This window comes from Pseudomonas sp. YY-1 (assembly GCF_002843095.1).
Taxonomy (GTDB): Bacteria; Pseudomonadota; Gammaproteobacteria; order Pseudomonadales; family Pseudomonadaceae; genus Aquipseudomonas; species Aquipseudomonas sediminis_A.
The window spans coordinates 95,739-108,832 of the sequence record NZ_PJLX01000009.1 but is presented as its reverse complement, the minus strand read 5'-3'; the positions used below and the strand labels follow the sequence as shown (position 1 = coordinate 108,832).

Annotated in this window: 9 protein-coding genes; all 9 read right to left on the bottom strand. The window is 58.0% G+C overall.

Annotated features, from left to right (window positions below):
• Positions 1–166: 166 nt before the first annotated feature.
• The gene (locus CXP40_RS14310) at positions 167–1,642 is read right to left on the bottom strand and encodes a sigma-54 dependent transcriptional regulator (RefSeq protein WP_106734293.1); all 1,476 of its coding nucleotides are present in this window, start codon (positions 1,640–1,642) and stop codon (positions 167–169) included.
• 259 nt (positions 1,643–1,901) lie between these two features.
• A complete protein-coding gene (gene fliT / locus CXP40_RS14305; protein WP_106734292.1) occupies positions 1,902–2,195 on the bottom strand; it encodes a flagellar protein FliT in 294 nt (97 codons plus the stop codon).
• A 21-nt stretch (positions 2,196–2,216) separates the two neighbouring features.
• Complete coding sequence (gene fliS / locus CXP40_RS14300) at positions 2,217–2,597, bottom strand: flagellar export chaperone FliS (RefSeq protein WP_017361938.1); 381 nt, start codon at positions 2,595–2,597, stop codon at positions 2,217–2,219.
• A gap of 102 nt (positions 2,598–2,699) precedes the next feature.
• Complete coding sequence (gene fliS / locus CXP40_RS14295; RefSeq protein WP_106734291.1) at positions 2,700–3,092, bottom strand: flagellar export chaperone FliS; 393 nt, start codon at positions 3,090–3,092, stop codon at positions 2,700–2,702.
• Between the two features lie 3 nt (positions 3,093–3,095).
• A complete protein-coding gene (gene fliD / locus CXP40_RS14290; RefSeq protein ID WP_106734290.1) occupies positions 3,096–4,568 on the bottom strand; it encodes a flagellar filament capping protein FliD in 1,473 nt (490 codons plus the stop codon).
• A gap of 79 nt (positions 4,569–4,647) precedes the next feature.
• Positions 4,648–5,040: a flagellar protein FlaG gene (locus CXP40_RS14285; protein ID WP_106734289.1), complete on the bottom strand. Its 393-nt coding sequence runs from the start codon at positions 5,038–5,040 to the stop codon at positions 4,648–4,650.
• 72 nt (positions 5,041–5,112) lie between these two features.
• The gene (locus CXP40_RS14280) at positions 5,113–6,594 is read right to left on the bottom strand and encodes a flagellin (protein ID WP_106734288.1); all 1,482 of its coding nucleotides are present in this window, start codon (positions 6,592–6,594) and stop codon (positions 5,113–5,115) included.
• A 249-nt stretch (positions 6,595–6,843) separates the two neighbouring features.
• Positions 6,844–11,934, bottom strand: a complete 5,091-nt coding sequence (locus CXP40_RS14275; protein WP_106734287.1) for a glycosyltransferase — start codon at positions 11,932–11,934, stop codon at positions 6,844–6,846.
• 49 nt (positions 11,935–11,983) lie between these two features.
• On the bottom strand, positions 11,984–13,039 hold the full coding sequence (locus CXP40_RS14270) for an NAD(P)-dependent oxidoreductase (RefSeq protein WP_256579450.1): 1,056 nt from the start codon (positions 13,037–13,039) through the stop codon (positions 11,984–11,986).
• Positions 13,040–13,094 lie beyond the last annotated feature (55 nt).

The window sequence follows — 13,094 nt, the reverse complement described above, 5'->3', positions numbered from 1 at the left end:
CTTGCGTCAAAGCTCCGGCTTTCTTTGCGGCGTTAGGGATGTTCTGAAAAAGTTACTTACCGTCACTCCCGCGAAGGCGGGAGCCCAGGAGTTTCGCAGGTTCTGGATTCCCGCCTGCGCGGGAATGACGAGTTTTCCAGAGTTTCCTTAGCCTGAGGCTGAGGAATCAATCCTCTTCCTGACCATCCTCTTCGCGGCGACTCATACCGTACTTGCGCATCTTCTCGACCAGCGTGGTACGGCGAATTCGCAGGCGCTCAGCTGCGCGCGCCACCACACCACCTGCATCATCCAGCGCTTGCTGGATCAGACCCTGCTCAAGGTTACCGAGGTAGTCCTTCAGATCCAGCCCCTCCGGCGGCAGCATGGCTGGCGTATCGAGGCCCGGTAAACCGGCCATGATCGCAGCGCGCTCTTCCATTTCATCACGCAGGCTGGCTGCAAGCTGCTCATCCTCGTCATCGACATGGCGGAACTTCTTCGGCAATTCGCCCACCCCGATCACCCCGTAGGGATGCATGATCGCCATGCGCTCTACCAGGTTGGCCAACTCACGTACGTTGCCCGCCCAGTCATGACGGCACAGCGACATGATGGCGGCCGAGTTGAAGCGAATGGAGCCACGCTTCTCGTGCTCCATGCGCGAAATCAGCTCGTTCATCAGTAGCGGGATATCTTCGATACGCTCGCGCAGCGGCGCCATCTCGATAGGGAAGACGTTGAGGCGGTAATACAGGTCCTCACGGAAACTGCCGTCCTCGATCATCTTCTCCAGGTTCTTGTGCGTGGCGGCGATGATGCGCACATCGGCGGTCTGCGTCTTGTTGCTGCCGACACGCTCGAAGGTTCGCTCCTGCAGCACGCACAGCAACTTGACCTGCATCGGCAGCGGCATGTCGCCGATCTCATCGAGAAACAGCGTACCGCCGTTGGCGAGCTCGAAGCGCCCTGCCCGACTGGTAATGGCCCCAGTAAAGGCACCCTTCTCGTGACCGAACAACTCGCTTTCCAGCAACTCGGCCGGAATGGCGCCACAGTTGACCGGCACGAACGGTGCCTCGCGACGCTTGGAGTGGTAGTGCAGATTGCGCGCCACCACTTCCTTGCCAGTTCCGGACTCACCGAGGATCAACACGCTGGCCTCGGTATCGGCGACCTGCTGCATCATCTGCCGCACCTGCTGAATGGCGCGACTGGTGCCGACCAGGCTGCGGAACAGATTGGGCTCGCGCTGCCGACCACGATCACGGGCCTGGTCGTACATCTCGCGATAGACCTGGGCACGGTGCAGCGAATCGAGCAGCTTGTTATAGCTGAGTGGGGTTTCCAGGCTGGCTAGCACACGCCTGCGCAAATCTTCCGGCCACTCGACGATGCTGGAGTCGCCAACCGTCAATAGCGGCAGGAACTCATCCCAGCCAGCAATCTGCTTGGTCAGCTCGAGCGCCCCACCCTTGGCCTCGACATCGCCCAGCAAGACACTGAGCACTTCGCGACTGGAAGCGAGCTCGGCCACAGCATTGCGCCAATCCTGGCTGGTACAGGCCAGATGCTCTTCCCCGAGAAAACTCAGAATGATCGCCAACTCGTGGCGGCGCGCAGCATTGTCATCGATCAACAGGATTTTGGTTTCACGCCACATCTTGTGCTTGTCTGACCCGAGAAGTGAGGGAAATTGCGCGCCAGATCTTCGACACGCACCGGCAATTAGCCACTAGTAAAGTCAAAAAATTGAAGTCAGTCAATTTTATGGCGTAACTTTTTCGCCCGCCAACGGAATTAGCTAAGCAGCTGTTTGCAGAGCCGGGTAGTGGTAACCGATAAAAAAGCAGGAGAAGCGCAAGCGCAGAGAGGGACAACCGAGCCGAACCTACTGGTTAAACTCGGTAAACATCAGGTTATCAGCCGAAAAGCTGATAAACCTTGGCGCCCTGGCGGGATTGATTGAGCTGCACCAATTCACCAGCCAGACGCTGCTGCTCGGCCTGACAAACGGTCACCAACTCACGGTACAGTGACAGCAGATTTTCCAGGCCACTGCGCAGCTCTTCTTCGTCATCGCTATCGACCATAGCCGCATCGACTACCATGCGGCACTGCAGATCGAGCTCGCCGATCGCGGCCCAGTCCTGTTTGGCCAGAGCATCGCGCAGGGCAGAACCGGTCGCTTGCAAACGCTGGACGGATGAACTCATTCGCTTCTCCTCCGATGCTCGCTACTGAGCGATGGCATCCCAACCCTGTTTGACGTTACGAAGCAGCACTGAAACCTCTTCGAGAAGCTCCGGCTCGTTGCTCACATTGGCTTCGGTCAAACGGGCGATCATGTATTCGTACAGGCTATCGAGGTTACCGGCCAGCTCGCCACCTTGCTGGTGGTCGAGACTCTCGCGCAGTCCCGCGACGATGGCAATACTCTTGCCGATCAACTCGCCTTTCAGTGCAGTCTGCCCACGCTCCATGGCACCACGTGCCTGAGCGATGCGAGACAGACCACCCTCCATCAACATCTGGATCAGTCGATGAGGGCTGGCCTCTGCGGCCTGCGCTTGGTTGTTGACGGTCTGATACTGCTTGAGGGCCGCCATTGCGTTCATAGTCGCTCTCGCTCTACCGATGGGATGATACTTCGGTATCGGCCCTTAGGCTCAAAGCTTTAACGATTTTGTCGCCGAAACAGCTAAGCCAGAAGCGTTCAATCAGCCAGCGGGCGCCGGCTCAACCTCAGGCCCAATGGCGTCCCAGGCGCTTTTGATATCGCCCAGCAGCGCCTGAACCTCTTCGAGGGTACGTGGCGTATCGTCCAAAGCGACACCCGCCAAACGACGCGTCATATAGTCGTAAAGCGCATCCAGGTTCTCGGCGATTTCACCGCCCAGCTCCTTGTCCAGAGCCGCCTGCAACACACCCAGAATGGTGATGGTGCTACCCACGGCCATGCCACGAATCTCGGTATCACCCTCGGCCTGCGCCTGTTTGGCCAGCATCACGCGCTGCAATGCACCTTCGAGTAACAGCTGCACCGTGCGATAAGGCGATACCTCTTGGCTGGTCTTGACCTGCTTGTAGGCATCGATGGGGTTCTTGCTCATGAATTACTTATCCTTTCTGACGAAGCCAGGCAGATTGGCGAGCATGCCGCTCAAGCTTTCACTGGTGCGAGAAAGCTGTCCTACCAGAGAATCCATTGCGTTGTACTGGGCATAAAGTCGGGTTTGCAGGCTTTCGACACGCTTGTTCAGGCTTTCGCGCTGAGAGTCAACGCTCTTCAAGGTATCGCGCAGGGCACTGTCACGCTGCTTCAATACACCATCGGTTGCCACATAGCCGGATACAAAGCCAGAAAGACGCCCCATCAAGCCGTCACTGCCTGTGAGATAGCTACCCACTTGATCGAAATTGGTCTCGAGCGCTTTGGTAAGCGTGGCATCGTCGAGAGACAACTTGCCATCCTTGCCCGTTGTAATGCCCAGATCCGCCAGCGCCCGAACGCCACTCTCTCCACCGCCGGTCATCTTGACGATTTCGTTACGCAAACCGGCGAGCACGCTGCGCACCGTGGAGTCGCCAACCAGAGGGCCTGCTACAGGCTTGGAACCTTCCACCTCAACGACAGCTGTAAGCTGCGCAGACGAGGTGATCAGAGCGTTGTAGGCGTCGACGAACTTCTGCAGGTTGCTCTTGACGCTGGACTTGTCGACACCAACGGTTAGATTGATGGTCTTGCCATCGGCCAGATCGGTAGCGCTCTGCGCCGCAACCAGATCAAGCGTAACGCCCTCAAGGGCATCCTCGATCTTGTTGCTGTTGCGGACCAACTGCAGGCCATCGATGGTCAACTTGGCGGACTTGGCTTGAGTGATTACACCGCCCGCGCCACTGTCCGAGCTTGGCTTGAGGAAAGCATCAGCATTGTCAGGATCAGCCTGTGGCGTGAACGCCTGAGTCGTCAGGGCATTGCCGCCGGTCGTTTCACCATCTTCGGTAACCGCTACCTGAATGTCATTGCCTTCGCCAGTCTTGGTCGAGCTCAGCACCAGGCGGGAACCGGAATCATCGGTAATGATGGTGGCACTTATACCGCTGTTTTTCCCGGCTTCGTTTATCGCGTCACGCATGCCAGCAAGCGTGTTGTTAGCTGCGGTGACATCGACACTGATACTGGTACTGCCAGCGGAAATTTCCAGCGTACCGCTGTTGAAAGTAGCCGGGGCGTTACCCACACCCGAGACAGACTGCAGGGCAACCTTGCTGCTGGCAGCCAGTTGCTGAACCTGGACGCTGTATGTGCCTGCAGGCGCAGTTGTGGCAGCAGTAGCCTTGAGCACACTGCTATTGGAGGTACTGGCAGTGCGCGACTCAAACAGGGAAGGTTTGTTTAGCGCGTCGAGGGCCGTCTTGAAGGAGTTCATCGCCCCCGTGAGGGTGCCGATCGCAGAGATACGGGTAGTGGTCTTCTTCTCGAGATTATCGAGCTGGTTGGTTTTCGGCGCTTTCTCGGCATTAACCAACGCCGTAACAATCTCGTTGATGTTGAGACCCGAACCGATTCCCGTAATACCTGCCATGATCTTGCACCTCGTCAAAAATCCGACTGCACCCTGTCGATTGAAGGATATCAGTCAAAACTCATGCCAAGACGTGTCGTTATGCCTCGGCCTTGAACAAAAGGCTGCGCACTTCTGACAGATTTTCTGCCAACTTCAACGCTTCCTCAGACGGAATCTGGCGAATCACATCGCCCGACCCAGCATCCGTCACCTTGACAACCACACGCCCAGAGCCGTCATCGACTGCAAAGTTGATGCTGCGACGAACCGACTGCACGAATTCCTGAATGGTCGCTACCGCATCTTCGACCTGCTCACGACTGACATCCTGAGCAGGTGTGACTATTCGGGTAGAAGCCTGTTCGTCAGTATTCGAAACTGTTGCGATAGTCGAGAGACCTTGCTTCTGCCGAGTCTCGGCAGCATTGGAGACGCCACCATCGCGGACAACCGTGGAATTGACCTGGGGCTTAACTGAGCTGACGTCCATAAATTACTCCTCACAATGAGGTAACGGGGAGAAGAGCAAAGCCCTTCCCCCCGTAGTCTAGCGCCTTTGACCTTAGCCCAGCAGGCTGAGTACGGCCTGCGGCAACTGGTTGGCCTGAGCCAGGATCGCGGTACCGGCTTGCTGCAGGATCTGATTCTTGGTCAGTTCCGAAGTTTCGGCAGCGAAGTCGGTGTCACGGATCCGGCTACGAGCAGCGGAGGAGTTCTCAGCGATGTTCTGCAGGTTCGAGATGGTGTTCTCGAAGCGGTTCTGCACGGCACCGAGCTGAGCACGCTGGCTGTCGATGTTGGAGATCGCACCGTTGATGATACCCAGTGCGTCCTGAGCGCCGGTTGCCGTACTGATATCGATGGTGTTCACCGCATCCAGCTCACTGAAGCCATCGGCACCCAGACCGCCGCTCATGCCAGTAACCTGGAAGGCATCGGCTGCTTCCAGCTGCACCTGGCCATCAGCACGAGCACCGCCGCCAGCCTCATCAATGGTAGCCGGGCCACCCACGTCGTCCTCACCATCGAAGCTCTTGGCTTGCAAGGTTGCGCCACCAGAGCCGGCGAAGTTGGTGATACTAATGGCATCGCCACGGGAACTCACCAACTCGATTGTGTCGCCTTTAGACACAGCTGAGATGCCAGTTTTGCCTGTTTCGCGGTTGATAGCATCGGCCAGAGAAGACAAATCGCTCAAATCGGTCACAACAGCCGAAACTGTAGCTGCATCGGTTTCAAGAGACTTGCTGGTCAGACCGGAAAGATTGAAAGAAACCGTACCAGAAACTGTGATACCACTCAGTTCTGCCACAGTGCGAGCATTGGCTGTCACGCCAGTTTCATCACTCTTAGCGTTAATCGCACGAGCAACTTCGCTGGCAGAACCGCTGGTAGCGCCCGAGATAGCAACGTCGCCATCAGACAGCTTCGAGTTGATAGTGAACGAGGAGCTAGCATACGCACTGCCGGATGTAGCACTGAACGCGCCAGAGGTGACAGCAGCCGCAGCACCGTCAGTTGTAAAACGATTGATACCGATACGATCAGTAGCGGCAGAACCGATCGAAACACTGATGGTTTCGTAGGCGTTGGCACCCACCTGGAAGCTCTGCGAACCGAAGCTGCCGTCGAGAATCTTACGACCACCGAAGCTGGTGGTGTCAGAGATACGGTTCAGCTCTTGTTGCAGCTGAGCAACCTCACCTTGGAGAGCTGCACGCTCGGTAGCACCGTTGGAACCGTTGGCCGATTGCAGAGCCAGGTCACGCATGCGCTGCAGGATGCCAGTGGACTGCTGCAGAGCACCTTCAGCGGTCTGCGCCAGAGAGATACCATCGTTGGCGTTACGGGTGGCGACGCCCAGGCCGGTAATTTGACTGGTCAGGCGGTTGGCGATCTGCAGGCCAGCAGCATCATCTTTGGCGCTGTTGATGCGGAAGCCGGTGGACAGGCGCTGGAGGGAAGTATCCAGGCCTTTGGACGAGCTGTTCAGGTTACGCTGAGTGTTGAGGGACGCAACGTTGGTGTTGACTGTAAGGGCCATGGTATTGCCTCCAGATGACCTTAGAACCGTTTGTCTGAGCTTGCGAGCTCGGGCCTGCATGCTCAGACGCCCAGAGAGTTCGCATTCGATCTCTTTATCGGCGCTTGCCTAAGGAGCTTTAGAGACAATTTTCAGCTTTTTTTTATTCTTTACAGTCAAGCACTTAACCAGTCACTCACGTTTCATGTACGCCTTTGCCTGAAAACCGTCGAGCACTATTGCAGCGCTCGACGGTTTTCTGCGGCACATTCAGTCAGGCATCCAGGCCTTGCGCCAGCGCTCCAGGTTCTCATCGTCCAGCATCCAGCCGCGATAAACCGCCTCGCGTAGCCGATCACCCGCCTCTGCAGTGGCATCCAGATCGCTGACATGCATGCGGATGGCGTCGACCCAATCACGGAAGCGGTTTTTCACCCGCGTCACAGGAAGGTCTCCGCGATAGCACACCAAGTCACTGCAGATCACCGGAAAGCCACAGGCGCCATACTCCAGCAGGCGTAAGTTGCTCTTGCACTCGTTGAACAGATTGGCCTCCACCGGCGCTAGCGCCAGATCGAGATCCAGATTCGCGAGCGCTACCGGGTAAGACTCGATATCGACACCTGGGTGAAATTCATTAATGAAGGGCCGGATCGCATCAGGGCACATGCCCATGAATACCCACTCGACCTCTCCCGCCAACTCGCGGACGACATCGACGATCAGATCGAGGTCGCCGGTATGGCTGACCCCACCGGCCCAACCGACCCGAGGCTTACGCCCTCGCCGACGCTGGCTTTGCAGCCCCTTCCACCATGTCACCGGCAGGCGGTTCTCGATTACCCGGATATCATCATGCAAACCGGCGAACGCCTCTGCCAACGGCTGAGTGGAGACTACGAAACGGTCGACAAACTCCAGACCACGACGCAGAGACTTGAGGATATCGCGGGGCATCTGATCCCGATGCACGCTTTTCAGCGGCAGATTGGGTAGATAGTCGTCCAGCTCGTAGACCTTGAACGCCCGCGAGAAACGCTTGATACGGCGCATGGCCTCCAGGCGATCATCGCCAATCTGGCGCTGCAACACGACCACGTCCGGGTCGTAGCGCTCCAGGTCTGTTACCTGCAACAACCCCATGGACAGAGTGCCATCGGCCAACCCCTGAGACTTCAGCGCCGTTAGCGGTTGGATGACGCGGTAATGACCACATCCCCAGGGGTCGGCCGGGTGGGCCAATACCACCGGTAAAGGACGCCAACTCAGAGGACGCCAGGTCAGGGACACATCGCTTTCCAGATCGAAGCCCCGCCCGCTCAATGCCAGATTACGGTTGTATGCACGATCGTTTGCCAGCTGCGGCAGGTAACGCTCGTAGAGCTGATCTTCTGCCGCGGTACTGGCCCGTACCTGCTCCGCCTCATGCAGGATGATCGCGTTTGCCGCCCAGACCGTCAGATACCCGGCATCGCGCACGCGCAAGCAGAGATCCACATCGCGGAAGGCATTCAGCCCGGCATCCATCCCACCAACCTGGCGGAACACTTCGGCACGCACCATCAGGCATTGCTCACCGACGGCGCTGTAGTTCTGATCCACCTGCAGACGTTGCATATAGCCCGCCGCATCCAACGCCTCACCTGCGAAGGCGGCCGTCGCCGGGCCGTTGACACCCAGCAGCAGCCCAGCCTGGGCGATACGTCCGTCCGGCGTCAGCAGCTTGCCGCCGACCACACCGACCTCCGGCCTCTGAGCGTGGTTGAGCAACTCATCCAGCCAGTCAGCATTGACGATGGCCGCTTCGCCAGAAAGCAGCAGCAGGTATTCGCCACGTGCCTGCTCGGCAGCGCGATTCTGCGCGAGCCCAGCTTCTGAGGGAAACACGCGAACCTTGTCGTCACCGAGTAACGCCACCTCACGCAACCAAGCGCTGACGTCAGCCCGCGTGCCGCTATCGGCCAGCAACAGCTCGTAATGACCGTAGGCCGTCTTTTCCAGCAAGCTGTCGGTACAGCGCTGCAAAGCGGCCAACGGCACATCCGTGGCGAGAATGATCGACACCAGGGGAGCAGCGCCATGGCCGTAGCGCACCCGATAACGTCCCGGCAAGCCGGGCAGCACTTGAGCCTGATAGCCTCGATTACCCAGGTGACGCTCGATCACCCGGCGCTCGTCAGGATTGTCACGCAGCGTAGGCGCTTCGGTGATCAACAGCGGCTCATCGATATGACCCAGGCCAGCCAGACCTTCCTGTTCGATGAAGCGGGTCAGCAGTTCGAACTCAAAAGCATCGGGGAACGCCGAGTCGAAGCCACCGACAGCGAGGAACAGATCGCGGCGATACAACCAATGACGCGCCATCACCATCGGGAAGCTGAGCAGCAGATCCAGGTTGAAGCCCGGCAGGAAGGCCCCGCCCAAATCGCCGTCCGGTAGACGCTGTAACTGATCACCGTAGACCGCACGGCATTCTGGATGACGCGCCAGTTCCAGCCCCGCCATCATCAACCCACTCTGGGTGAATTCGTCGCCCGCACTCGCCAGCATGAACCACTGGCAGTCACTCGCCTCAACCGCGCGATTGACCTGCGCGGCAAGGGGCTCGTCGGTCATGCGCAGGAAATGCAGCTTGTCTGCCGCCGAGGTGGCCGGTACGTCCGCAGGGGTGATCACCAGAATGCGCAACGTCGCATACAGGCAGCGCTCGCCGATCAGACTCTTGAGCGTCACCATCAGCGCTTCGGACTGCCCCTCCGCATCGACCACCACTACACCTATCAGCGGCCCGCCCTGGTGATGTTGCAGGTACTCGCCGATCTGGCGGTTCTCACTGACCGTCGGCAGGCGCTCGGCCAGCCAACTTGCTAAGCTAAGGTCGTGCGCTTTACCAGACTCTATGCCCAGAGCCTGCAACAGTTCTCGCCTATTTCGCCGCAACGCCTCACGGCCTAGATCTGGGTGGCGTGAGTACAACTCGCGGTAAAGTGCTGGATAGTCCTTGAGCGCCTGTTGAGATCGCCGATCCGTAGCGCCATTGTCCTGCCGCATACGGACTTCAGCCGTCTCTCGCCGAATATGGTGAAAATCGGTATGACCGCACAGACGCATGAGAAAGTCCCAATCCTCCAATCCCGCCAATGACTCATCGAAATCGCCCACAGCAAGAGCCAGGGTTCGTGAACAGGCAAAGGTATTGATCGGGATATAGTTGTTTACTAGCAAGCGTTCCTGTGAATACTCATCGTGGGGGTATCGCTGCTCACGCCCCAACTCGATACGCTCGCCGTCTTCGATTTTCTCCAGAATGAAGAGCGCATCCGTATACACGACATGAGCCGGATATGCCTCCAACGCCTCAGCCAGTACCTGCAAATGCTCAGGCAGGTAACGATCATCATCGTCCAGAAAGACAACATATTGACCGCGAGCTAGGCGCATTGCTGCATTACGGGCAGCGGCTGGCCCTCTATTGCGCCCCTGACGCATATAGGTGATAGGGAAGTCGTAGGCGGCTAACAGGTGCTCCGCCGGTTCACCGTTGTCATTAATCAGAATAACTTCAAAATCGCAAAGGGTCTGACTGCCGACGCTGGCCAGCGCGTCCTGAAGGAGGTCAGGGCGGTTATAGGTAGTTAGAATGATGGAGAACAACACTCTCTCTCCCTGCTGCACCATAGCCTCCAGGCGTTCGCAGAGCTGCCGCGCGCGCTTGCCTAGCTCCGTATCTCGCTCTTGCGGATACAACTTCAGGCGCCGTTCGAGATGCGCTGCCACCTCCTGCTCACGATTTTTTAACCTCTTCTCAGTAGCGCGTTCGAAGACACTCTCGACGATACGGATATGGTCAGCCAATGGTGAACTAGATGCATAGAACTCGTTGGAGTGCTGGCCAGTATGGGTGCGGTAACAAATACCTGGGGTGCTGGCGAAAGCAAAATCCGGATATTGCTCAGCCATCTGAATAACCGTCGACCAGTCCCCGGCGCCACCAATACGCCGGTCACGCCGCCAGACACGCCTGAGCGCCGCACGCCTGTACAAGGTGGCGGACGGAGTAATGTAGTTGTCATAGATCAGCAGGTCAGCAACTTCATTACGCCCTCCTACATAGTCCATCTGCCGATGCCCAGGGTGCTTTGGCCCCTTCAGCTCTCGTCCCTGCTTATCAACCCAGACGATGGGACTGTAGCCGACAGCCACCTGAGGCTTGCTGCGCATCAGCGATAGCAAACGTCGCAGGTGACCAGGCAGGAGAAAGTCATCCGCGTGAAGGATATAGAGAAACTCTCCGGTAGCTACCCAAATACCATTGTGAACGTTGTAGCTCGCGCCGATATTGCGGCGGTTACGCATATAGCGAACCTGCGACTCCCCTGCAAAGCTCGCCATCACCTGAGGGGTGTCGTCGCTGGAGTCATTGTCCAGCACCAATACCTCCAGCGAGTCGATACCTTGCTCAAGCACCGAGCGCACTGCCTGCTCAAGGAAACACCCGTAGTTGTAGGTTGGGATTACTACACTGAGCAGTGGTGCGGCCTGCCGCACCCTTTGCCCATCGGCAGCAATGGCGGCCGTCAAGCCATTGATCCAGAAGTCGACAGAGTAGGGATAGCTCCAAGGGCCAGCAAGAAAGTCCTGCAGACGGCGACACAGTTCCAGGTAACGCGGCTCATCCAGCGCCGGCAGCAACGCGTCCCGAGCCAGCCCTCGCCCGTCCACATAGCAATCCTCTGGCAACCAATCTGGCACAGACCATGCCCCAAGGTGTACCGGCACGACCCCTGCTCGTAAACAGCTTTGCCACTGTTTCGGCAGCCAACCCGGAATTTCTGGAACAGCCTCGCAGAAGGCAAAATGCGCCGTCTCCAAAGGAAACTCCGCTCCTTCCATCCAGACCTTGATCGACTCGCTATCGCTACGACGCGGAGCTACCCGTACCAAGGGCAGATCCAGAGGCTGGTTGAGATAGATCCGCGACTCATCATTGAAAGGATCCGGCGCAGGCAGGAAAACACAGTCAAAGCCTTCCGGCACCATATCTACAGACTCGCGCAGCAGCAGATAACGGCGAACCTCATCGCTCAAACTGATTTCCATCTGCCCGGTATGATCGAGCGCTACGAGCAACAGACCGTCGTGACATCCATCAAGCGGCGCCATCGCACGCTCGAAGCACAGGCCATTGGCCGCGCCATACTCTTGCAGGGGATCTAGGGGAAGCTGCTCTCGGAGTAGGGCCCAATCGCTGTCGCCCAAAATGAACACCTTTCCCACCCCGTTCGAAGCAATGCCTGCAACCCCTATGCGCCAGGGCTCTCCCTGGCACCGGCCACCTGCAATCAAGGCCCAATCCGTCATACTTTTCCCCTGATAGCTCACATTTGGCGGAGCCTAAGTGATTCAATCTTCAGCGGCTGTCGCCACTGTTTCTGGCCCAATCGGCCATGCTGTCGATCGAGGCATCCAACGAAGTCCAGATATCCAGCCCGAGCTGACGCGCTCTGGATATATCCGGCACATAGAACGAACGTCCGCCCCCGTTGGCTTGCCCCAGTATCTGCAATGACTTACCCGGTGCCACGCGCCCTAATACCCGACGCGCCAACTCGGCGATGCTGATGGCCTGATCGGAGCCTACGTTGTAGGCTTGCCCAGACTCACCTCGTAACAGCAAGGTTAGTAACCACCCGGCCAGGTCGGCGCCGTGTAGATAGCTACGTAATGCCTCGCCGCTGGAATTCAGCACCACCGCCTCTTTCCACAGAGCATCACGGACGAAGTTCCCAATCGCAAAGTGCGCATCCAACGGCAGTCCCGCCCCTGAGAACGCGAAACAACGCGTCATGATTACGTCGACGCCATAATGTTTTGCATAAATCGCACCCAAGACCTCCTGAGCGCGCTTGGCCTCGCCATAGGTACTGTCAACGCTATTGCTGGCACATGCCCCAGGACTCGTCTCCGTTACCCCCGGCCCAGACAAAACACCGTACTGAGCGCCGGAGCCGGTGAGCAGCACCCGTTGAGCGCCATCGGCTATCGCTAGGTCGAGCACCCTTCTGGCCCCGCCTACAATGCAGTCGAACAGAGTCAAAGGGTCAGCATGAGCTGCCGCCGAAGTATCCGCTGCGGCATGCAGGATAAGCTCCACCGGGCGCCCAGGAAGTCTTCGCAGATCACGGACATCACCGACCAGCCAATGCAGCCAGGTGCAACTCCGGTACTCCGGCTGCAAGGCGAGGAATCGCGTCGGATCGCGAGAAACCAGAGTGACTTCGATTGCCGCCCCCTGACGATTGAGTTCGTACAGCAAGGCCAGCAGCCACTTGCCGAAAAAACCGGTTCCACCGGTCATTAGCAGGTGACGTCCTGCCAGGCTCTCCGCCAAGCCGAGAGCGGCAGGAATACGTCGCAGGTCGGTGCGGATCAGCGACGACTCGGGGGAAACGCTATAAGCGCCCATCAAGCAGCTCCGCATTAGGGCAGTGAAAAGAAGCCATTCTGCGCGGCACACTCTG

What these genes read in the sequence shown, in the direction of transcription:
- fliS (WP_017361938.1), bottom strand. Translation starts at nt 2,597, where the DNA reads ATGAACGCAATGGCGGCCCTCAAGCAGTATCAGACCGTCAACAACCAA.
- CXP40_RS14275 (WP_106734287.1), bottom strand. Translation starts at nt 11,934, where the DNA reads ATGACGGATTGGGCCTTGATTGCAGGTGGCCGGTGCCAGGGAGAGCCC.
- fliD (WP_106734290.1), bottom strand. Translation starts at nt 4,568, where the DNA reads ATGGCAGGTATTACGGGAATCGGTTCGGGTCTCAACATCAACGAGATT.
- CXP40_RS14270 (WP_256579450.1), bottom strand. Translation starts at nt 13,039, where the DNA reads ATGGGCGCTTATAGCGTTTCCCCCGAGTCGTCGCTGATCCGCACCGAC.
- CXP40_RS14280 (WP_106734288.1), bottom strand. Translation starts at nt 6,594, where the DNA reads ATGGCCCTTACAGTCAACACCAACGTTGCGTCCCTCAACACTCAGCGT.
- CXP40_RS14310 (WP_106734293.1), bottom strand. Translation starts at nt 1,642, where the DNA reads ATGTGGCGTGAAACCAAAATCCTGTTGATCGATGACAATGCTGCGCGC.
- CXP40_RS14285 (WP_106734289.1), bottom strand. Translation starts at nt 5,040, where the DNA reads ATGGACGTCAGCTCAGTTAAGCCCCAGGTCAATTCCACGGTTGTCCGC.
- fliS (WP_106734291.1), bottom strand. Translation starts at nt 3,092, where the DNA reads ATGAGCAAGAACCCCATCGATGCCTACAAGCAGGTCAAGACCAGCCAA.
- fliT (WP_106734292.1), bottom strand. Translation starts at nt 2,195, where the DNA reads ATGAGTTCATCCGTCCAGCGTTTGCAAGCGACCGGTTCTGCCCTGCGC.